Source organism: Beggiatoa alba B18LD (genome assembly GCF_000245015.1).
In the GTDB taxonomy this organism is placed as follows: Bacteria; Pseudomonadota; Gammaproteobacteria; order Beggiatoales; family Beggiatoaceae; genus Beggiatoa; species Beggiatoa alba.
The window spans coordinates 2,514,878-2,536,319 of record NZ_JH600070.1; the positions used below are offsets into that span (position 1 = coordinate 2,514,878).

The following is a 21,442-nucleotide window of genomic DNA, read 5'->3' on the forward strand; positions in this document are numbered from 1 at the left end:
AAATTCTGTGAATTCTGTGAATTCTGATTCAGACAAAAAAGAACCTGCTAGGTTTTTAAAACCTAGCAGGTCTGTTGAAACACGCGAAAAGGTTTGATGGACTGGTAGAGACTATTCTATTGTTTTTCATCAGGATTCACCAGACAAGATTAAAACATTGTCTGAATCAGGATTTTCAGAATTAACAGAATTAGCGGAATTTAAAACCCTTAAACCAAAAAGTAAGATGAATCATGCTTTTTAATCCTGTGAATCCTGATTCAGACAAGCTGTTGTCTTTTTAAAAGAAACTCGCCGAACTCAGGTTTATCTAGCTTTTTAATTCTGAAAATTCTGTGAATTCTGATTCAGACAAAAAAAGACCTGCTAGGGTTTAAAAACCTAGCAGGTCTCTGTTTTAATATTAAACTCGCTTACAACTTAATTTCATTGACGCTGGTAATGGCTAAAATCACCCCTGTGATGATTAAACCAATAACGCCGCCAATCACGAGAATTGAAACAGGTTCGATAATCGCTAACATCCGTTTCATTCGAGTTCTACCGCTTTCCTCTAATAGTTTACCCAGTGATTTTAACATCTTAGGCAATTGACCAGAACGTTCACCTGCTCGTATTAGATTGTGCCCTGTTGGACTTAAAGCATCATTATCTTGTAATGCTTGCGATAAACTTGTCCCTGTCTTAACGGCTTTATTCACCTGTCCTAAACGGGCTTGTAGGCTGGGTAAACGCACACCTTGCCCTGCTAGCTCTAATGCCCGCACTAAGGACACACGGTTTTCTAATAACGTGCCCATGATAGTCGACCAGCGGGCGGTTTCGGCTTCCATCATCCAAACACCTACTAATGGCAACCGTGCGACGGCATCTTGTAACTGTTGGCGGAAACGTGCTTGACTGAATAAATAGCCGAGTAATAAGCCTAATGCACTTAAAGTAATCGTGATTACTGTCATATGCGTATTTAAAAACATACCCATTTCTAACACAGCTTTTGCTAAAAAGGGAATATTGTCGCCACGGGTTTTTAAAATATTGGCAAAACGAGGCACAACAACCGTAAAAATCATTAAGACTGCCCCAACGCCTGAAATAATCAAAATAGATGGATATATCATGGCATTGCGTAACTCACCCGCAACACGGGTTTCATATTCCATCTGCTCTACCGCATGACGTAAGGCTTGCGGGACTTTTCCCGTTAATTCCCCCGCTTCTACCAATTGATGTAAATACCAAGGCAGTTGTAACGCACTTTTTTGTAAAGCCACTGAAAAATTAACCCCTTGCCGTAGTTGGCTGGCAATTTCTGCAAAGGCTTGCGTGATAGCGGAATGGTGTGAGGACTGCGCGAGGGATTCAATCGATTCGATTAATGAAACATCAGACTCTAATAAGGTTGTTAATTCGTGTAACACAACCAGATAATCTCGTCTTTTCGGCTTGCCTGCCTTAGCGCGGGCTTTTTGAGTTTCTTCAAGCGAGGTTAAAACAAGCGGGGTTAAATCCCGTTTTTGAAGTTGGCGCGAGGCTTCACGCTCGGAATCTGCTGTTAAAATACCGCTGACTTCTTGCCCTTGTTGGTCTAATGCTTGGTATTTGTAACGCATATTTTTTAAAAATAGGAAGTAATAAACCTATCTGAAATTATCTCAATGAATGCACAAGCAACAAGATAAAATCAGACAGGATTAAAAAAACTTATTTAGCTTTTGCTAATTGCTCTAAATAACGGTCAGCGTCTAACGCCGCCATACATCCCGTGCCTGCGGAGGTAATTGCCTGACGATAGACATGGTCGGCAACATCGCCCGCTGCAAAAACGCCTTCGACACTGGTAGCCGTTGCATTGCCACTTGTTCCTGTTTTAACGGTTAAATACCCGTTAGACATATCTAATTGTCCTGTAAACAAGTCGGTATTGGGTTTGTGTCCAATGGCAATAAATACGCCCATCACAGGAATATCTTCTGTTGCATTGGTGGCAACATTTTTAATCCGCATCCCTGTTACGCCTGTTTTATCGCCTAAAACTTCATCTAAAACACTATTGAGTTTTAAAGTAATTTTCCCTTCTGCCACTTTTTCCATTAAATGGTCGATGAGAATTTTTTCAGAGCGGAAGGTGTCACGGCGATGAACAACGGTAACATGAGAAGCAATATTCGCTAAATATAAGGCTTCTTCAACGGCTGTATTACCGCCACCGATAACAGCAACAGCTTGATTACGGTAAAAAAATCCGTCACAAGTGGCGCAACCAGAAACCCCTTTACCCATAAACGCTTCTTCAGAAGGCAGACCTAAATATTGCGCAGATGCACCCGTTGCAATGATTAACGCATCGCAGGTGTATTGCCCACTATCCCCCGTCAACTGGAAAGGACGCACTTGTAAATTGACCTTATTGATATGGTCGAAAATAATTTCCGTGTCAAAGCGTTGAGCGTGTTTTTGAAAACGCTCCATTAATTCAGGCCCTTGTACACCATCGACATCGGCTGGCCAGTTATCCACTTCTGTTGTTGTGGTTAATTGTCCACCTTGTTGCATCCCTGTAATTAAAACAGGCTTTAAATTTGCACGAGCAGCATAAATTGCAGCTGTATAACCTGCTGGTCCAGAACCTAAAATAAGTAACCGACTATGTTTTACGGTGCTCATTTATCACTCCCAATAAATGTTATAATTTCATCCATAATGACTATATAACTCAACGATGACATGTTACGTTAAGTCTTTTCTTAAAGAAACCAATTCAAGGATTTTTTCTGTAACTCAAAGGGATAAGGTACTAACTTTAATAAAACTGCAAAATCCTGTTAATATTGTTTATTCTAACCACTTTCCTAAAATGGCATGATAGTGATTGGACATGCCTAATAGAATCACTAGATAGATTGAGGATTTAGCGTGAGCCAAGCCCGCCGTACTCGAAAACCCATCGCATCTAACAGTGTCGAACAAGGACGCATCAAACATGGTTTACGAGAAATCATGTTAATTTTGTTCTGCTTTATTGCGTTATACCTGTTTTTCTCCCTAAGCACCTACTCACCGTTAGACCCTGGCTGGTCACATAGTAGTGATGTCATCGAAGTCCATAATAAAGGGGGCGTTGTTGGTGCATGGCTAGCGGACTTATTTTTCTACCTCTTTGGCTATTTCGCTTTCCTTTTCCCCATCATCATTGGTCACATGGGATTAATCATTTACAAAGGTCGTCATCACGACATGTTAGCCAACCCAAAAACCATGATAGTCCCTGGTATCGGCTTTATCCTCACCCTAACAGCGGGATGTGGATTAGCCATTGTCCACTTTTCTGCTGAAGGCATGTTACTACCCAGCCATGCGGGCGGGATTTTAGGCATTGCCATTGGCAAAACTTTACAAGGCATATTCAGCCAATTAGGCGCGACACTGCTACTAATTGCCCTGTTTTTTACAGGCGTTACCCTCCTAACAGGGTTATCATGGCTTAAGTTAATGGATACCTTAGGATTCTACACCCTCCAATACCTCCCCATTATTGAACAATATATAGTTACCCGCGTTTTTCCCAAGATAGGGGTGTTTCTACATCAATTTTTCCTGATTACCCAAAAAATTTTAATTACCCTGTTTAAATTCCTTCACAGTATCTGGGTGACTGCACGCGCCTTTGTCTGGTCATTAATAGAAAAATGGCAAGCTCGCCGAGCGTCACGCGATTACTACGAAGAATATGAAGAATACGAAGAAGAAATTGAAGACGAGCGCGTCAATAACGCCCCAGCTAAAGACAAAAAAACTGACAACAACGATGCAAAAGACGCAGTTTTTTTCGATAAACCATTTGAGAAAGACGAAGAAACAGAACAAAAACCAACGACAACAACAAATACAGCCAATATTACCGCCGAAATTTTAGAAACAGCCCCCATCCTGACTGAGATTGTTTATACAGCCACAGAACCAAAAATTATAAATACAAGCAAGCATGTACAAAATCAACCTACACTTGATATTGCCGAAGAAATTTTAAACAACCGCGCCAGCATTCTGCCCGACACCGCGCTACTTCAACCCGCCCCCTTCATCGATAAAAGCAGTGAAGACAGCTTAAAAGAATGGATGGTATCCACCCTACAACACCTAGGCGTTGATGCCGACGTGCGCATAGTCTATCCAGGCCCTGTACTCCTTGGCTTTGAAATCAAAATGTTTTCCGAAGTCAATGCCACCCGACTAGAAGAACTCAGCGTAACACTTGCCCAAGCACTCAACGTCGACAAAGTGCGCATGATAGAAACACAAACAGGCGTGATTGGCGTAGAAATTCCTAACCCAGAACGCGAAACCGTCTATTTAGTAGATATTCTCAACGCCAACGAATACCAAGATAACCCCTCCCCGCTCACCTTAGCACTGGGCAAAGATGTACGTGGACACGCTTTTATCATCGACCTCACCCGTGTTCCGCATCTCCTCATGGCAGGCAGTTACCCCGCTGAAAAACAAATGCTATTACACAGCTTTATCCTAAGCCTTTTATACAAAGCAACCCCCAAAATCCTGCAACTGATGTTAATCAACAGCCAAACCAAAGAACTCAGCCCATATGACGCAATTCCCCACTTACTTACACCCTTAATTCAACACAAAGACAGTGCCTTACAAGCCCTAAAATGGTGTGAACAAGAAATGGAACGGCGTTATCGCCTCATGGCTGACATGGGCGTGCGCAACATTGAAGGCTACAACGAAACCCTTTTAAACCCCGATAGCCAAGCCTTTTTAGAAAATTTAGCCGCCAGTCAAGGCACACTCCCCTACATCGTGCTTGTCGTTGCCGAACTCTCTGAACTCATCCTCACCGATTTAGGCACACCAATAGAAGAACACCTCACCCGTCTTGCACAAAAAGCCCGCGCCGCAGGCATACACCTCATACTTGCCACCCAATACCCCAGCGTCAGCGTGATTACAGGGATGGTTAAATCTAACTTACCGACTCGTATCGCCTTACAAGTCAGCAATAAAAGCGAATCCCGCAATATTCTCGGACAAATGGGTGCAGAATCCCTGCTAGGTCAAGGGGATATGCTCTACAACACCGCAGGTACAGGCACACCGACGCGCGTTCATGCGGGCACTATCAGCAGAGAAGAAATTCAAGCGATTACCGACGACCTACGCCAAAAGGCAAGCCCGCGTTATTTAGATTTAGACATTACGAACCTTTCTTAAAAGAGCTAATTTTTAGCTTCAGGACTGGCAGTCTTTAAAAGACTGCCAGTCCTTTTTTTTGACTTGCTATGTGTAGAAAATTCTTGTTTAATCGAAAGAATTTTATAATTTTTAGGGGTTAAGTGATGGTACAACAAACCGCGTTAGCAATAGCACAAGAGAAAAAAGCCCATTTACAAAAAGCATTGATATTAGAAACAGACCCATCAGTAAAGTTTAAGCTGGATCATGAAATTAAAGAGCTAGAGGCACAAATTCAAGCATTGAGTGGCGATGTTGCAACATCGGAAGCAGATTTAAGTAGTTACATTAACAATAATCAAATTAATGGAAATAACAATAAAATTCAAATAATTGTTAATCAGTGGCAATGGTGGGGAATTGGGTTTATTAGTCTTATTTTGCTGTTAGCGTTGATAATGCTTATTTATGCTAATCCTAATCAATCTCAAGTTGTTACAGGGGATTGTAATACCGTTGTTGCAGGTGGAAATGGGACAACAAGCACTACCAATTGCACACCAACTAAATAAAAGGCTTATTTATCATGCGTCATACAGGATTATGTTTAGCCATTTGGACAATATTATCGCCCGTTTATGCCTTCAATGACCAAACTCAAGCAGTACATGGCAACTGTAATTCAGTTGTCCAAGATGCTGAAAAAGACGTAAATGTCACGATTATTTGTGGTATTGACCCTACAGTTCACCAAAAAACCCAAGAAGAAAAATCCACGCTTGAAAAGAAACTACATGAATTATATGAACAACAGATTGCGTACTTAAAAGAAAAGAATGAACTGGTTGATAAAGCTAAAGTAGCAGAGGAAGTCGTTAAGAATTATAACGAATTGCAAAAAGCCTACAAAAATCTGCAAGAACAAGTTGCGATGCAGGACAATGAACAATTAACGCAATTATTAGCAGAAGCACAAACCGCATTATCAACGGCTGAGTTAGAAAAAGCGAAGCAAATTCTGGATAAACTGTTAACCGAATTAGAATCTATAGAAAAGCAAATTGATTTAAAAGCCACCGCACACTTCACGCGTGCAAGAACAGCACTGATTGAGTTCAACCCAGACGAAGCCTATCCCCATTTAAAGAAAGCCTACAACTTACGTCCTGAAAACTTTGAATACGCCATTACCTATGCTGTTACCCTGCAAAAATCCCCCAGAAATCATACTGACCGTGATACTGCAATTTTAACCTATCAAACTATTTTAAATTGGTTACGTCCCTTAGTAGAAACAGATAAAAGTCGTTTAAAAGATTTGAGTCAGACACTCAATGACCTCGCGATTTTAGTAGCAGATGACTCAAGCCGTCGTGCAGAGGCAGAAAAATATTATCAAGAGGCATTAGACATTAGACGTGACTTAGCCGACAAACAACCCGCCGTCTATCGCCCTGATGTCGCTACGATACTCAATAACCTTGCGACATTAGTAGCAGATGACTCAAGCCGTCGTGCAGAGGCAGAAAAGTATTATCAAGAGGCATTAGATATTAGACGTGACTTAGCCGACAAACAACCCGCCGTCTATCGCCCTTATGTCGCTACGACGCTCAATAACCTTGCGAACTTATTGCAAAGCGACTCAAGCCGTCGTGCAGAGGCAGAAAAGTATTACCAAGAGGCATTAAAGATTTATCGTGACTTAGCCGACAAACAACCCGCCGTCTATCGCCCTGATGTCGCTACGACGCTCAATAACCTTGCGAACTTATTGCAAAGCGACTCAAGCCGTCGTGCAGAGGCAGAAAAGTATTACCAAGAGGCATTAGACATTAGACGTGATTTAGCCGACAAACAACCCGCCGTCTATCGCCCTTATGTCGCAGGAACGCTCAATAACCTTGCAAACTTAGTAGTAGATGACTCAAGCCGTCGTGCAGAGGCAGAAAAGTATTACCAAGAGGCATTAAAGATTTATCGTGACTTAGCCGACAAACAACCCGCCGTCTATCGCCCTGATGTCGCTACGACGCTCAATAACCTTGCGAACTTATTGCAAAGCGACTCAAGCCGTCGTGCAGAGGCAGAAAAGTATTACCAAGAGGCATTAAAGATTTATCGTGACTTAGCCGACAAACAACCCGCCGTCTATCGCCCTTATGTCGCTACGACGCTCAATAACCTTGCTGCATTAGTAGTAGATGACTCAAGCCGTCGTGCAGAGGCAGAAAAGTATTACCAAGAGGCATTAGACATTAGACGTGACTTAGCCGACAAACAACCCGCCGTCTATCGCCCTGATGTCGCAATGATACTCAATAACCTTGCAGACTTATATAAATCTGATTTTAATTTCAGAAAAGCAGCTGATTTTTGGCAAGAGTCTACAGATATTTTGCGTCCTTTTGTGTCGGCTAATCTTAATATTTTTGGGAATATACAAGCAAAACGGCTTAAAGCTTTAGGCGCAATGAGAGGATTTTTAGCCGAATCTAAAGAGGCTTGTCTTGCGTGGCAAGAAGCAGTAGAAATTGCTCAGAACAAGACGTTAAAAGAGGAAATACAAAGCGGTTTAAAAAAATTTTGTAGTCAATAATTCGAGTTCTGCAAGATTTTATAAAATAGAGACCTGCTAGGTTTTGAAAACCTAGCAGGTCTGAAGGAACACGCGAAAAGAATTGCTAACTCTTTCAACAGACTTCTTAGTTTTTTAAACCACCCGCCCCTTCGGTAACACCAACGTCAACATAAACATTGCCGCCGCAGTTACGACCACAGAAGGCCCTGTCGGTGTGTCCCAGTGTAAGGACATAAAAACCCCGCCTAATACCGCTAAACAACCCAATATACTGGCAATAATTGCCATTTGCTCAGGTGTGCGAGCAAACCAGCGAGCCGTTGCAGGGGGAATAATTAATAAAGAAGTAATTAATAAAATACCGACAACTTTCATAGCAACCGCAATCACTAACGCTATCATTAACATCAAAAACAAGCGCACCCACACCACAGGCACGCCCTCGACTTCTGCCAACTCTTCATGAATCGTGATAGATAATAACGATTGCCAAAGCCATACTAAACCCAGTAAAACCAAGCTCCCACCGCCATAAATCCAATATAAATCATATTGAGTCACAGCTAATAAATCACCGAATAAATAACTATATAAATCAATACGTATGCCATCCATAAAGGCGACAACCACTAAACCCAGCGATAGCATACTGTGCGATAAAATACCGAGTAAAGTATCTGTTGTTAAGCGTTTTTGTTGTTGCAATAGGCTAAGTAATAAGGCAATTAATAAACAAATCAGCATCACACCCAGATTTAAATTAACTTTAAATAGGATACCTAACGCAATGCCTAATAAAGCCGAGTGTGACAAGGTATCGCCAAAATACGCCATGCGTCGCCACACCACAAAACAGCCTAATGGCCCCGCAATCAGAGCAACGCCAATACCGCCCAAAACTGCCCGCCAAATAAAATCATCTATCATCATATTGTAATAACCATGTCATTTTTTTTTCTTGGAATATCAATAACATTTAAAATAATAATTTCCACCCGCCGATTTTTCTGCCGTCCTTCAGGCGTTGCATTATTTGCAATTGGGCTTGCTTGTCCAAAGCCTTCCGTCGTTATCCGTGTTGCTTCAATTCCACGTTGAACAAGGGCTTGTTTCACCTGCTCTGCTCGCTGTTTGGATAGCCACAAATTATAGGTTGCATTGCCACTACTATCGGTATAACCATCAATGGCGATATTGCTATCAGGTGAGTTTTTAATCGTGTCGGCTAATGCATCTAACACACGACTGGCTTCAGGCGTTAAAGCCGTTCCATCTGCCATAAAGTAAACCGATTCGAGAACTAATAATAATCCTTTATCCGTTTTGCGTGGATTTAAGGCTTCAAAATTGGATTGAAACCAGCCATGAAGTTGGCTACAACCTTGTACTATTGCACAAATTATCAACAACCCAAATAAACGATGATATCGGTCTTGAATAAAATATGGTCTATCGTTTTTCATGATACATCCCTTGAATCGGTCATGAAGTCATACTGCATTTAAGGTTTATAAAACCATGAATTACCATTAATTCAGCGTGAGTTTACGCAAAAACCTCACCATAAAAAGAGAGCTAATCCCAACAATTAAACGATTTTTACAGAAAGAAATCTGCTAACAAATTGTTTCAATTCGCCAATATAAAACTGATAGCAAAATAATACAAATAAAAGGCTGATTTCTTTCTAACTCTTGACGCAAACGTCAAATATAAAGAAAAACAAAAAACTAATTTTTCCCTTGAAATTCGAATGAACTCCCCTATTATTAGCACTCGTTATAGGTGAGTGCTAAGTTAAACACCACCACATCCGTTTTACTTTATTACTAACAACAGTCATTCGTATTGAGGAGATATTGACTATGCAAATCCGTCCCTTACAAGACCGCGTCGTTATCAAACGTGTAGAAGAAGAACGCAAAACAGCAGGTGGCATTGTCCTCCCTGACAGCGCGACAGAAAAACCCATTCGGGGCAAAGTCTTGGCGGTTGGTAACGGTCAAATCTTAGAAGATGGCAAAGTCCGTCCGTTAGATGTCAAAGTCGGCGACATCGTCCTGTTTGGCAAATACTCAGGCACAGAAGTCAAAATTGGTGATGAAGAAGTCGTGATTATGCGTGAATCCGACATCATGGCAGTTTTAGAAGAAAAGAAACACGCCAAAGCCGCTTAATCTATTCGCAAACATTCATACATCACAACATACCGTATTTTAAGGAAATATCATGGCAGCAAAACAAGTTTATTTTTCCGATGACGCACGTCAATCCATGCTCAGAGGCGTAAACGTCCTCGCTAACGCCGTTAAAGTCACCTTAGGTCCTAAAGGACGCAACGTCGTTTTAGATAAATCTTTCGGCGCGCCCACCATCACCAAAGACGGCGTTTCCGTTGCCAAAGAAGTCGAGTTAGAAGATAAATTTGAAAACATGGGTGCGCAAATGGTCAAAGAAGTCGCCTCCAAGACTTCCGACATCGCAGGCGACGGCACCACCACCGCCACCGTGTTAGCCCAAGCCATTCTTATCGAAGGCATCAAAGCAGTAACAGCGGGCATGAACCCGATGGATTTAAAACGCGGTATCGACAAAGCCGTGATTGCCGCCGTTGACGAACTGAAAAAACTCTCCAAACCCTGCACCGACAACAAAGCCATTGCCCAAGTCGCCACTATCTCCGCCAACGCCGATGAAGCCGTTGGACAAATCATTGCCAAAGCCATGGACAAAGTCGGCAAAGATGGCGTTATCACCGTCGAAGAAGGTTCAGGCTTAGATAACGAATTAGACGTTGTCGAAGGGATGCAATTTGACCGTGGTTATTTATCCCCTTACTTCGTCAACAACCAACAATCCATGAGTGTTGAACTAGAAAACCCCTTAATTCTCATTCATGACAAAAAAATCTCCAACATTCGTGAAATGTTGCCCATTTTAGAAGGCGTTGCCAAACAAGGTCGTTCTTTACTCATTGTTGCTGAAGACGTAGAAGGCGAAGCCTTAGCCACATTAGTTGTCAACACCATTCGCGGTATTGTCAAAGTCGCTGCTGTCAAAGCCCCTGGATTTGGCGACCGTCGCAAAGCCATGTTACAAGACATCGCCATTCTCACAGGTGGCACCGTGATTGCCGAAGAAATTGGCTTAAGCTTAGAAAAAGCCACCTTAAACGACTTAGGCACAGCCAAACGCATCCAAATCACCAAAGACAACACCACCATTATCGACGGTGCTGGTCAAGCCAAAGAAATCAAAGCCCGTGTTGAGCAAATTCGCCAACAAATCGCTGAAACATCTTCCGATTACGACCGCGAAAAATTACAAGAGCGCGTCGCTAAATTGGCGGGTGGGGTTGCTGTGATTAAAGTCGGTGCTGCCACCGAAATTGAAATGAAAGAGAAAAAAGCCCGCGTTGAAGATGCCTTACACGCAACCCGCGCTGCTGTTGAAGAGGGTGTCGTCCCCGGTGGTGGCGTTGCTTTAATTCGCGCTTACAAAGCCATCAAAGACTTGAAAGGCTCAAACAGCGACCAAGACATGGGTATCAGCATTGCCCGCCGTGCGATGGAAGAACCTTTACGCCAAATCGTTGCCAACGCTGGCGGTGAACCTGCTGTTGTGCTGAATAAAATTGCTGATAGCAAAGATAAAACCTACGGTTACAATGCAGCCAGCGACGAATTCGGCGATATGATTGAAATGGGTATTCTTGACCCGACCAAAGTCACCCGCTCCGCTTTACAACACGCGGCATCTATCGCAGGTCTGATGATTACCACAGAAGCGATGATTACTGAGTTACCGAAGAAAGAATCCGCAATGCCTATGCCCCACGGCGGAATGGATGGGATGATGTAATCTCAAGGTTTTTGGGGTTAGATTGAAATGTAAAGGGGCGAGAAATCGCTCCTTTTTTTAAATCCTAGAGGTAATAATAAATGGCTTTTAAGTTAGGTATAGAAGTGTACGGAGAGGAAAAACCTGAACTTACTGATTTTATATGTCCATATTGTAATAAAGGAATACTGATTTTTGATACAAAATTATGTGTTATTGAACAATACGAACATAGTAAAAAGAAACAAGATCGTAAAAGAAAACAAGATAGAGAGGGGTATTGGGGAGAAATATATGATTATGAAGCTAGTATCGGAGGCGTTTTAAAATGTAATTATGATTATTGTAATGAGGTTGTTTCATTTTGTGGTGATATTCATGGAGAAATTTATGATGATGAGACACCACCAATTGATGTTAAATATATTGAGTTTAAATATATATACCCACCCCCACCTCCGTTGCTGTGCGACAAGCCTATCAACTTTATGCGAATTCATGAGAAATATCCTGAAGCTATTAAAGAATTATTGAAGGAGTCTTTTTCTTTATATTGGTCGCATGAGGATTCTTGTGTAAATAAACTCAGAATTGTGGTTGAGATTGTGGTTGAGTTTTTATTAGATGCTTTGAAGATTCCGAAAGAAAAAAACTTGTCATTACATAACCGAATAAACAAATTAGAAGAGGGAAAACATCTAAATATAAAAGAATATCTATTAGCTATTAAATGGATTGGCAATGAAGGTAGTCATGCTAAAACTCTAGGAAAAGATAGAGAAGAAAAAAAAGCTGTTAATGCAGCTTATGAAATACTAAATAAAGTTTTAGAGTTAGTCTATTATGATGAGAAACTCTTAGAACAAGCAAAAGAAATAAATAAAAACAAAGGCTATAAAAAAACTAAATTTGATGGGTTTTGAATAATTAAGTTTTGCTCATTACCAAGCTCTGCTTGGTAATGCCTGCCTTGCAAGCTCCGCTTGCCGAATACAAACATACTTAAAGTACAAGCCAAGCAGAGCTTGGCGAGTCGGCATTATTACCCAGTGAAACTTGGTAACGAGCAAAGGAATTAAACTATGCAATCTAAACACTCTATTACCAAAGCACAACTTGTAAAAACAGTCTTATTTCTAATAAATGCTAGAAAATAAATTAATCAATAAAAGAGAAAAGTTGCCAAAAATAAATTTTCTCAGTACAATGTAAAGTACAACTCTCCCTTTATCTTTAGTTATTAAGTTAATTTTAGCATTTAGGGCGAAAAAACCGCAGATAATTCATTATCTGCGGTTTTTTCATTTATAGCCAACCCTACGAGAAAACTAATTGAAAACGATAATTTATATCGATGGATACAATCTTTACTATGGGTGTTTAAAAGATAGTTTAGATAAATGGTTAGATATAAAAATACTTTTTTTTGATAAAATTGTTAAGGTTCAAGATAATAGTAGTCAATTATTGAAAATAAAATTTTTTACTGCTCCTGTTAAAGCGAGTGTTGCCTCTCATGGTAATAAAGCATGTACATCACAATCAACTTACCATAACGCTTTAAAAAAATGTTATCCTGATATAGTTGAAATTACTAATGGTTATTACTCTTTGGAAAAAGCAACACCGTTAGAATACATTAAACCACCAAATAAATCACATCGTGTCACAACTTGGAAATTAGAAGAGAAACAGACGGATGTAAATATAGCAATCGCTGCTTACAGAGATGCTACAAAAAGCGATGTTGAACAACTCGTATTCGTATCAAATGATACCGATCTAGTTCCCGCCCTTGCCGCAATTCAAGAAGATTACCCCCATAAAATAATAGGCGTTATTATCCCCGTGCGTGATAACTCCCCCCGTCTAGGCAACAAACAGTTCAGTCAATACGTTAAATGGACACGTAATTATATAACAGATAAAGAACTATCAGACAGTCACTTACCAAACACAATACCAACGAATAAAAAACCTATCAAGAAACCTGATTATTGGTAATTATTTAGCCAGTGTTGGATGCATTAGGCGCATCTTTTCGCACCGTCATTTTGAGTTTTAAAATAAATAACAAAGTAAGGATTTTGCTCGTTACCAAGTTTCACTTGGTAACGAGCAAATAGAGGTTTATAAAATGCTCCAAATTATTGATGTAGATTATATAGAAGATTTTAAACTAGCCTTAGCGTTTAGCGATGGTTTTGAAGGAATTGTCGATTTAAAAGATATTTTTTCTAGTCATCCCTTTAATACGTTTGTAAATCAGTTTTTAAATTTTTCTTTGACAAATGGCACATTATGCTGGGGTCATGATACTTGTGTAAATCCTAACCATTTAAAAGAAATAGCTATTTCTCATATTACGAATAAAATTTATATTAATCCACATGACCCATTAGCGATTATTACAGCCGCTTTTCAAGATTCTTTAATAGAAGATGACCCCAGTATTTTACAAGCCGCTTTAAAAAGTTATGCAGACCAGATAGGAATGTCTTCATTAATTAAAGAGTCAGGAATTAAAAGCCGTTCTAGTGCTTATAAATCATTATCTCCTTCAGGTTCTCCTAAATGGGAAACTATCGTAAAAATTGCGCATAGCATTATACAAACCGCTAATACGTCAAATCAGTCGAGTATCTGTGCTACTGATTTATTAAATAAAATTTGAGTTATCAAACTATTAGGCAAACATATCTCCCCCCACAAACAAACTCTGTTATCCTACCGCCCTTTTTTCCTCCTGCGAAAAATCTGCTACACTAAACATTTTCCTTAGCATTTCACTCAGGTTTTAAATAATGTCTTTGCCTATTCCTACTCCTTTAACGGCTTATCGTAAATATTGGGCGCATCGTTTTGGAAAAGCTCCGTTTTTGCCCATGTCTCGCGCTGAAATGGATGCCTTAGGATGGGATGCTTGCGATATTATTATTGTGACAGGGGATGCTTATGTCGATCATCCCAGTTTTGGTATGGCGATTGTTGGGCGGTTGCTCGAAGACCAAGGCTTTCGTGTTGGCATTATTGCGCAACCTGATTGGCAAAGCGCGGAAGCCTTTGAAGTATTAGGCAAGCCTACGCTGTTTTTTGGGGTGACTGCGGGCAATATGGATTCAATGGTGAATCATTACACCTCTGATAAACGCATTCGTAGCGATGATGCTTATACGCCGAATGGGGCAGCGGGAAAACGTCCTGACCGTGCAGTTTTAGTTTATGCCCAACGTTGTCGAGAAGCGTTTAAAGATGTGCCGATTGTCTTAGGTGGGATTGAGGCAAGTTTGCGTCGGATTGCGCATTATGATTATTGGTCGGATAAAGTCCGCCGTTCGGTGTTAGTGGATTCAAAAGCGGATATTTTGTTATATGGCAATGCAGAACGGGCGTTAATTGAATTAGCGCATCAACTCGCGGCAGGTAAATCTATCAGTGACATCACTGATTTACGGGGCACGGTTATCATGCGTGCTCAAGTGCCTGAAGGATGGACGGTTATCGATTCGACGAATATTGATACACCTAGCGCGTCACGGGTTGAAGCGCATCCAAATCCGTATGATGAGGTAAATCCCGCCCCAACGTCTGCCGTACCGCTAGATAATACGGTGATACCTTTGCAATTTAAACCGCTGGCACGCCATAAAGTTGACCGTCAAAAAACGGCGATTCGCTTGCCTGCTTTTGCAAAAGTTAGCGGTGACCCCGTTTATTATGCGCATACGTCGCGTTTATTACATTTAGAGTCTAATCCGCATAATGCGCGGGTATTAATTCAAGCACATGGCGACCGTGATGTGTGGGTCAATCCACCGCCGATACCGCTGACCACAGCGGAAATGGATCATGTGTTTGAATTGCCTTATACCCGCTTGCCACATCCTAGTTATCAGGGCGCGAATATTCCTGCTTATGAAATGATTCGGTTTTCTATCATTATTACACGCGGTTGTTTTGGCGGTTGTACATTCTGCTCAATCACGGAACATGAAGGGCGAATTATTCAAAATCGTTCAGAAGATTCTATTATTCATGAGATTGAAACGATTCGAGATACCGTTGCAGGCTTTACGGGGGTTATTTCTGATTTAGGTGGCCCTACGGCAAATATGTATCGGTTGCATTGTAAAAGTAAAACGGTTGAATCTGCCTGTCGTCGCTTATCCTGTGTTTATCCTGATATTTGTAATAATTTAAATACCGACCACGCGCCTTTAATTCGCCTGTATCGCCGTGCCCGCAGTTTAAAAGGCATTAAAAAAATTGTGATTTCTTCGGGGTTGCGTTATGACTTGGCGGTTGAATCACCTGATTATATTAAAGAATTAGTCACGCATCATGTTGGCGGTTATTTAAAAATCGCGCCAGAGCATACCGAATCTGCGCCCTTAAATCAGATGATGAAACCGAGTATTGGGACGTATGATAAATTTAAACGTTTGTTTGATAAATATTCAAAAGAAGCAGGCAAAGAACAGTATTTAATTCCGTACTTTATCGCGGCTCATCCTGGTACAAGTGATGAGGATATGTTAAACCTTGCCTTGTGGTTAAAGCGTAATGGTTTCCGTGCTGACCAAGTGCAGGCATTTCTTCCCTCACCAATGGCAATGGCAACGGCTATGTATCATTCGGGGAAAAATCCATTAAAAGCAGTGCGTCGGGACAGTGAAGCAATCACAATCCCGAAAGGCATTAAAGCCCGTCGTTTACATAAAGCGTTTTTACGCTATCACGACCCGAATAATTGGATTTTATTGCGTGATGCCTTGCGCCGTATGGGGCGGGCGGATTTAATTGGTAATGGGAAACATCATTTAATCCCCAGTTATCAGCCTGTTGGAACGGGAGAATTGAGCGAAGGTAAGCGTAAACCTATCCACGCATTTACAACGCAACAAGTTCGTGCAACACAACGCCCGCAATTGGCAAAGAAAAACAGCAGTTCGCCATTATTGCCGAGCAACTCAAAGGGACAGACTTTTACGAAAAAGGTTCAAGCAGGTAACTTGAAAGGATTTAAAAAGAAGTAATGTAACCTGAGTTCGGCGAGATTCTTTTAAAGAAGAAAACAACAGGTTGTCTGAGTCAGGATGCACAGGATTAGCAGGATTGAAAAGCGTGATTCACCTTAATTTCTTGGTTTAAGGTTTTAAATCCTGTTAATTCTGAAAATTCTGATTCAGGCAAAAAAGACCTGCTAGATTTTCAAAACCTAGCAGGTTTTTGTTTTATCCCATAAAATTTATAGGACTGATATTAACTTAATTTTTTCTTCAATAACTCATTTACCTGTGCAGGGTTTGCCTTACCTTTTGAGGCTTTCATCACTTGTCCAACGAAAAACGCGAACAGCTTTTCTTTACCTGCACGATAATCAGCAAGTTCTTTCGGGTTGGCAACAATCACTGCATCGATAATCGGTTCAATTGCACCACTATCCGTAACTTGTTTTAAGCCTTGTGTTTCAATGATTTTATCCGCATCCCCGCCACAATCACCCGCCCACATCGCTTCGAAGACTTGTTTCGCAATCTTGCCTGAAATCGTGTTGTCCGTGATGCGATTAAGTAAAACCGCTAAATGAGCAGGAGAAACAGGCGATTGTGTAATTTCCAAATTATTTTTATTCAATACCGCAGAAAGTTCACCCATAATCCAATTTGCGCACATTTTGGCATCAGCATTAGAGGCTTGGACAGTTTCTTCAAAATAATCGGCTAAATCTCGACTACTGGTCAATATATCAGCATCGTAAGCAGGTAGGCTGTATTGGATAATAAAGCGTTGTTTTTTCTCTTCAGGCAATTCAGGTAGGGTCGCTTTTAAATCTTCTAAGAACGCTTTATCAACGACAACGGGTAATAAATCGGGGTCAGGGAAATAACGGTAGTCATTGGCTTCTTCTTTGGAACGCATAGAGCGCGTTTCATTTTTATCAGGGTCATACAAGCGAGTTTCTTGAACGACTTGCCCACCCCCTTCAATTAGGTCGATTTGCCGTTCAACTTCATAATTAATGGCTTTTTCAATAAAGCGGAAAGAGTTTAAATTTTTTAACTCTGTCCGTGTGCCATATTTTTCCGCGCCTTTTTGGCGTATGGAAACATTTGCATCACAGCGGAAAGAGCCTTCCTGCATATTGCCATCGCAGATATCTAAATATCTGACAATAGAATGAATTTTTTTCATATACGCAACGGCTTCTTTGGCGGAGCGCATATCTGGCTCGGAGACAATTTCAATCAGTGGTGTGCCCGCACGATTAAGGTCTATCCCTGTTAAGCCGTGAAAATCTTCATGTAGAGATTTACCTGCATCTTCTTCTAAATGGGCACGGGTGATACGAATCGTTTTTTCGATGCCATCTTCGGTTTTAATCTCGATATGCCCTTCTTTAACAACGGGAAGTTCATATTGGCTGATTTGATAGCCTTTGGGCAGGTCGGGGTAAAAGTAGTTTTTGCGGGCAAAGACTGAACGGTCAGCAATTTGAGCATTGACGGCAAGACCGAATTTAATCGCCATTTTAACGGCTTCTTCATTAAGGACGGGTAAAACACCAGGTAAACCTAAATCAACCGCGCAAGCTTGGGTATTGGGTTCTGCCCCATAAGCAGTGGACGCGCCTGAGAAGATTTTACTTTTTGTAGCGAGTTGGGCATGAATTTCTAAGCCGATAACAACTTCCCACGTCATGAATCATTCCTCATTTAACGAATATTTTTAAAGTGCTTTTTTGTCATTGTGTCATTGAAACATGCTTACTAGTTTGTCGCAAGTTGACCGCGCTTAAAGCAGGGCAAGCACATATAAAACGAAAAATAATTTTAAAACGACAACTGTTCAATTTCTTCGCGTGTTAATCCCGTCGCAACCATAATAAGCTCAAGAGGGACATCGTTTTTTTTCAATGCGATTGCAACTTTTATTTTCTCTTGTTCAATCCCCATTTCAATGCCTATTTCAATCCCTTCCTGTTTCGCCGTATCAAGCACATTGATGAAATCGCGGTAGTATTTCAAACTTAATTCATACGCATGTCGGTCTTCATAACTCATATTCGCTAATTTCGCTAAGGCAAAAGCGTCTTCGATAATATCGCCTTGAAATTCTCTCGGCATATCGTCAAATGTCACTAATTCACGCAGAAAATATAACCACCATTCCAAATGGTTCGCTAATTCAGATTCTTGCTTTTTGAATTTCGCCATTTCTATGTAAATGAAGTTCAATTTCTTAAACGTGACTTCTTTACTGTAAATATCGGTAAGTTGTCCAAAATGTAAGTAATGGTCATCAGGAAAACTGGCTAAAGAGAAGTCTAAAATGCCAATGAAATAAATCGGGGTTAATTCAAAATCCCATTTGCCTTTTTTGGCTTGGTCTTGAATTAAGAAACTGGCGTAATAGGTAGCGCGGTCTTGAAAGTGTTCTTGTTTCGCACGTTGTAATTCAACAATGAATTCCTGATTTTTTTCATCCCGACAATAAATATCAAAGATGGCACGGCGGTCTTCTTCTAACATGCCGAGTTTTTCGATATTTTTAAACTCTAAGCTGACAATTTTATGTTTGATGGGGAGTAAATCATTGAGGAAGCTGATGAGTAGGGGTTTACTTTCTTCACTACCGAAGATTTTTTTAAAGCCAAAATCGGTGAAGGGGTTGATGAATGTGCCTAGGGATTTGTCGGTCATGTTGTGTTTCCAGTATATCTTTTATATATATGAATAAAAAAACAGTATATTGTACAATTTATCGTTATATCTTAATTGAGTATTGAACGGTTAAAATATTGTTTGGACGAATTTAAGCAATTTGTTCAGCAGTAAGGATAAGTTTTTAATAGTACGTTATTTTTTACACTTAACAAGTCGTGTGTTGCTCATGTCGTAGCGGGACACAGAAGAAATAAAAAATAAATGCTAAAATCATGAAAAAAAGAAAGGGTTAGATTTTTAAAAGTTTATTATAAATAGTGAAATATTGGGGACAGTTCAATGAACAAAACTCAGGTTGTATTATTATCAATTGGTTGTTTTTTCTCTCAAATAGTCCTAGCTGATAGTTTGCCCGATGTGATTAAACGGACTTTGGAGAGTAATCCCGATGTTTTAATTAGCACAAATACCCGTCTTGCTGTTGATCAAACCTTAGCACAAGCTCGTGCAAATTATTTTCCTTCTGTTGAACTACTTGGCGGTTATGGAAAAGAAAATAGTGATAATCCGACAACACAAATTCAAACAGGGGATGATAGAACTTTAACTCGTCGTGAGTTGAGCCTGATGGTTTCACAGCGGTTGTTTGATGGCTTTAATACGCAATATGCTGTCGCAACGCAACGCGCTAAAGTTGAATCGGCAGCTTATCAAGTCGCTGAGTCAGCGGAATTAATTGGATTAAGAACCAGTGAGGTTTATTTAGAAGTATTCCGTCGCAAAGCTTTGTTAGAGTTGGCAAAAGATAATTTAGTCACGCATCAAAAGACGTTAGAGCAAGTCCGCGAAGTGGTGGAAAGTGGCGCGCGTGGGCGGGCTGATTTACAGCAAACAGAAAGCCGTCTTGCTTTGGCTAGTTCTAACTTAGTCAATGCGCAAGGTAATTTACGCGATGCAGAAGCGAATTATCAGCGGGTTACAGGTGAGATGCCTAAGCAGTTAGAAACGGTTAATGTTGAGTTAGTTCGTCAAGCAATCCCGAGTAGTTTAGAAGCGTTATTGGACGCTGCTACGCAAAATCATCCTGCACTTCAATCTGCACAGGCAGAAATTACCGCCGCTGAGTCTGCTTATCAACAGTCGGGCGCGAATTATATGCCTCAGGTTTATTTGGAATTAGGTGCGAGTAAAAATAAGAATTTGGATGGGGTGGAAGGAAATAATGATGATTTAAGTGCTATGTTGAAAATGCGTTATAACTTGTATAACGGCGGGGCAGATAGTGCAAAACGGGCAGAAACTGCAAAACGTTTGGATATTGCTAAGGAAACATTGCGTAAAAATCAACGCATTGTTGAGGAGAATGCCCGTTTAGCGTGGAATGGTATGATAACCATGCAAGAGCGTTTACAGCATTTACAACAGCATGTTACTGCTACTGAATCAGTTTTATCCTCTTATCGGGAACAATTTAAATTAGGACAGCGGAGTTTATTAGATGTATTAGATTCAGAAAATGAATTATTTAGTGCACGCTCGGCATTAGTTGCAGGGCAGTACGCTGAGTTATTAAGCTTTTTCAATGTATTAGAAAGTGAGGGGCAATTGTTGCATACGCTCAATATTCCCCGCCCCACTGAAGCAAGCATACGGAAAGATTAATCGAAGCGTTATATAATAAGTGGTTTATGGTAAGGGCGAATCGTGCGCCCAGTGTATGGGGTAATATGGAAGCAACACAATTACTAACGGTGGTACAAACCGCGTTAGAAGATTTAAAAGCACATGATTTAAAAGTGTTAGATGTGCGTCAATTAAGTAATGTAACCGATTATATGGTGATTGCGACAGGGCAATCGAGCCGTCAGGTCAGCGCGTTAGCTAATAACGTGGTTGAGAAGGTCAAAGCGCAGGGGATGCGCCCCTTAGGTGAAGAAGGCTTAGATGTGGGTGAATGGGCATTGATTGATTTAGGCGATGTCGTTGTTCATGTGATGCAACCTACAGTCCGTGATTTTTATCAGATCGAGAAGTTGTGGACAGAGTCGGAGAAAAACGCAAATAGTCCTTATATTCAACGCTTAATGCCTCATCGTTCAGCAGTTTAAATGTCTTTGAGTGCAACAAGTCGAATGAAAAGACCTGCTAGGTTTTGAAA

17 protein-coding genes are annotated in these 21,442 nt (G+C 40.7%); 11 read left to right on the plus strand and 6 right to left on the minus strand.

Going from position 1 to position 21,442, the window contains the following annotated elements; genetic code table 11:
* Positions 1-413: 413 nt before the first annotated feature.
* Positions 414-1,613 (minus strand): type II secretion system F family protein, encoded by a 1,200-nt coding sequence (locus tag BEGALDRAFT_RS10330; RefSeq protein ID WP_002686211.1) that lies wholly within the window; start codon positions 1,611-1,613, stop codon positions 414-416.
* Between the two features lie 91 nt (positions 1,614-1,704).
* Positions 1,705-2,667 (minus strand): thioredoxin-disulfide reductase, encoded by a 963-nt coding sequence (trxB, locus tag BEGALDRAFT_RS10335; protein WP_002686212.1) that lies wholly within the window; start codon positions 2,665-2,667, stop codon positions 1,705-1,707.
* Positions 2,668-2,916: 249 nt separating this feature from the next.
* Here trxB and BEGALDRAFT_RS18250 point away from each other — a divergent pair, with 249 nt between their 5' ends.
* From BEGALDRAFT_RS18250 to BEGALDRAFT_RS18255, 3 genes are all read left to right on the plus strand, one after another.
* Complete coding sequence (locus BEGALDRAFT_RS18250) at positions 2,917-5,235, plus strand: DNA translocase FtsK (protein ID WP_002686213.1); 2,319 nt, start codon at positions 2,917-2,919, stop codon at positions 5,233-5,235.
* 125 nt (positions 5,236-5,360) lie between these two features.
* A complete protein-coding gene (locus BEGALDRAFT_RS10345) occupies positions 5,361-5,768 on the plus strand; it encodes a hypothetical protein (RefSeq protein WP_002686214.1) in 408 nt (135 codons plus the stop codon).
* Positions 5,769-5,782: 14 nt separating this feature from the next.
* The gene (locus tag BEGALDRAFT_RS18255) at positions 5,783-7,795 is read left to right on the plus strand and encodes a tetratricopeptide repeat protein (protein WP_002686215.1); all 2,013 of its coding nucleotides are present in this window, start codon (positions 5,783-5,785) and stop codon (positions 7,793-7,795) included.
* A gap of 114 nt (positions 7,796-7,909) precedes the next feature.
* Here BEGALDRAFT_RS18255 and znuB read toward each other — a convergent pair whose 3' ends face one another.
* Both znuB and BEGALDRAFT_RS10360 read right to left on the minus strand, forming a co-directional pair.
* Positions 7,910-8,707: a zinc ABC transporter permease subunit ZnuB gene (gene znuB / locus BEGALDRAFT_RS10355; protein WP_002686216.1), complete on the minus strand. Its 798-nt coding sequence runs from the start codon at positions 8,705-8,707 to the stop codon at positions 7,910-7,912.
* The gene (locus BEGALDRAFT_RS10360) at positions 8,704-9,240 is read right to left on the minus strand and encodes an OmpA family protein (protein ID WP_002686217.1); all 537 of its coding nucleotides are present in this window, start codon (positions 9,238-9,240) and stop codon (positions 8,704-8,706) included. Before BEGALDRAFT_RS10360 ends, znuB begins: the two co-directional genes overlap by 4 nt.
* Positions 9,241-9,642: 402 nt before the next feature.
* Here BEGALDRAFT_RS10360 and groES point away from each other — a divergent pair, with 402 nt between their 5' ends.
* The 6 genes from groES (at position 9,643) to BEGALDRAFT_RS10390 (ending at position 16,653) form a co-directional block, all read left to right on the plus strand.
* Positions 9,643-9,954 carry a co-chaperone GroES gene (groES, locus tag BEGALDRAFT_RS10365; RefSeq protein WP_002686218.1) on the plus strand — a complete coding sequence of 104 codons (312 nt, stop codon included), beginning with the start codon at positions 9,643-9,645 and terminating at the stop codon, positions 9,952-9,954.
* Positions 9,955-10,006: 52 nt separating this feature from the next.
* Entirely contained in the window at positions 10,007-11,638 is a 1,632-nt protein-coding gene (gene groL, locus BEGALDRAFT_RS10370) for a chaperonin GroEL (protein ID WP_002686219.1), read from the plus strand.
* 80 nt (positions 11,639-11,718) lie between these two features.
* Positions 11,719-12,540, plus strand: coding sequence for a DUF4145 domain-containing protein (locus BEGALDRAFT_RS10375; protein ID WP_002686220.1), 822 nt, complete (start codon positions 11,719-11,721; stop codon positions 12,538-12,540).
* Positions 12,541-12,949: 409 nt separating this feature from the next.
* Positions 12,950-13,621, plus strand: coding sequence for an NYN domain-containing protein (locus tag BEGALDRAFT_RS10380; protein ID WP_002686221.1), 672 nt, complete (start codon positions 12,950-12,952; stop codon positions 13,619-13,621).
* Positions 13,622-13,754: 133 nt separating this feature from the next.
* On the plus strand, positions 13,755-14,291 hold the full coding sequence (locus tag BEGALDRAFT_RS10385; RefSeq protein WP_002686222.1) for a DUF2442 domain-containing protein: 537 nt from the start codon (positions 13,755-13,757) through the stop codon (positions 14,289-14,291).
* 130 nt (positions 14,292-14,421) lie between these two features.
* Positions 14,422-16,653 (plus strand): YgiQ family radical SAM protein, encoded by a 2,232-nt coding sequence (locus tag BEGALDRAFT_RS10390; RefSeq protein ID WP_002689813.1) that lies wholly within the window; start codon positions 14,422-14,424, stop codon positions 16,651-16,653.
* A 226-nt stretch (positions 16,654-16,879) separates the two neighbouring features.
* Here the strand turns inward: BEGALDRAFT_RS10390 and gatB are convergent, their stop codons facing one another.
* Complete coding sequence (gene gatB, locus BEGALDRAFT_RS10395) at positions 16,880-18,319, minus strand: Asp-tRNA(Asn)/Glu-tRNA(Gln) amidotransferase subunit GatB (protein ID WP_002689815.1); 1,440 nt, start codon at positions 18,317-18,319, stop codon at positions 16,880-16,882.
* A gap of 131 nt (positions 18,320-18,450) precedes the next feature.
* Positions 18,451-19,320 carry an Rpn family recombination-promoting nuclease/putative transposase gene (locus BEGALDRAFT_RS10400; protein ID WP_002689816.1) on the minus strand — a complete coding sequence of 290 codons (870 nt, stop codon included), beginning with the start codon at positions 19,318-19,320 and terminating at the stop codon, positions 18,451-18,453.
* A gap of 303 nt (positions 19,321-19,623) precedes the next feature.
* On the opposite strand from BEGALDRAFT_RS10400, the gene BEGALDRAFT_RS10405 reads away from it, so the two are divergent.
* Complete coding sequence (locus tag BEGALDRAFT_RS10405; protein ID WP_002689817.1) at positions 19,624-20,946, plus strand: TolC family outer membrane protein; 1,323 nt, start codon at positions 19,624-19,626, stop codon at positions 20,944-20,946.
* Between the two features lie 65 nt (positions 20,947-21,011).
* Positions 21,012-21,392, plus strand: coding sequence for a ribosome silencing factor (rsfS, locus tag BEGALDRAFT_RS10410; RefSeq protein ID WP_050978432.1), 381 nt, complete (start codon positions 21,012-21,014; stop codon positions 21,390-21,392).
* Positions 21,393-21,442 lie beyond the last annotated feature (50 nt).

Excerpts from the sequence above, each read along its gene's own strand:
- BEGALDRAFT_RS10330 (WP_002686211.1), bottom strand. The coding sequence starts at position 1,613 with ATGCGTTACAAATACCAAGCATTAGACCAACAAGGGCAAGAAGTCAGC.
- trxB (WP_002686212.1), bottom strand. The coding sequence starts at position 2,667 with ATGAGCACCGTAAAACATAGTCGGTTACTTATTTTAGGTTCTGGACCA.
- BEGALDRAFT_RS10345 (WP_002686214.1), top strand. The coding sequence starts at position 5,361 with ATGGTACAACAAACCGCGTTAGCAATAGCACAAGAGAAAAAAGCCCAT.
- BEGALDRAFT_RS18255 (WP_002686215.1), top strand. The coding sequence starts at position 5,783 with ATGCGTCATACAGGATTATGTTTAGCCATTTGGACAATATTATCGCCC.
- znuB (WP_002686216.1), bottom strand. The coding sequence starts at position 8,707 with ATGATGATAGATGATTTTATTTGGCGGGCAGTTTTGGGCGGTATTGGC.
- BEGALDRAFT_RS10360 (WP_002686217.1), bottom strand. The coding sequence starts at position 9,240 with ATGAAAAACGATAGACCATATTTTATTCAAGACCGATATCATCGTTTA.
- groES (WP_002686218.1), top strand. The coding sequence starts at position 9,643 with ATGCAAATCCGTCCCTTACAAGACCGCGTCGTTATCAAACGTGTAGAA.
- groL (WP_002686219.1), top strand. The coding sequence starts at position 10,007 with ATGGCAGCAAAACAAGTTTATTTTTCCGATGACGCACGTCAATCCATG.
- BEGALDRAFT_RS10375 (WP_002686220.1), top strand. The coding sequence starts at position 11,719 with ATGGCTTTTAAGTTAGGTATAGAAGTGTACGGAGAGGAAAAACCTGAA.
- BEGALDRAFT_RS10385 (WP_002686222.1), top strand. The coding sequence starts at position 13,755 with ATGCTCCAAATTATTGATGTAGATTATATAGAAGATTTTAAACTAGCC.
- BEGALDRAFT_RS10390 (WP_002689813.1), top strand. The coding sequence starts at position 14,422 with ATGTCTTTGCCTATTCCTACTCCTTTAACGGCTTATCGTAAATATTGG.
- gatB (WP_002689815.1), bottom strand. The coding sequence starts at position 18,319 with ATGACGTGGGAAGTTGTTATCGGCTTAGAAATTCATGCCCAACTCGCT.
- BEGALDRAFT_RS10400 (WP_002689816.1), bottom strand. The coding sequence starts at position 19,320 with ATGACCGACAAATCCCTAGGCACATTCATCAACCCCTTCACCGATTTT.
- BEGALDRAFT_RS10405 (WP_002689817.1), top strand. The coding sequence starts at position 19,624 with ATGAACAAAACTCAGGTTGTATTATTATCAATTGGTTGTTTTTTCTCT.
- rsfS (WP_050978432.1), top strand. The coding sequence starts at position 21,012 with ATGGAAGCAACACAATTACTAACGGTGGTACAAACCGCGTTAGAAGAT.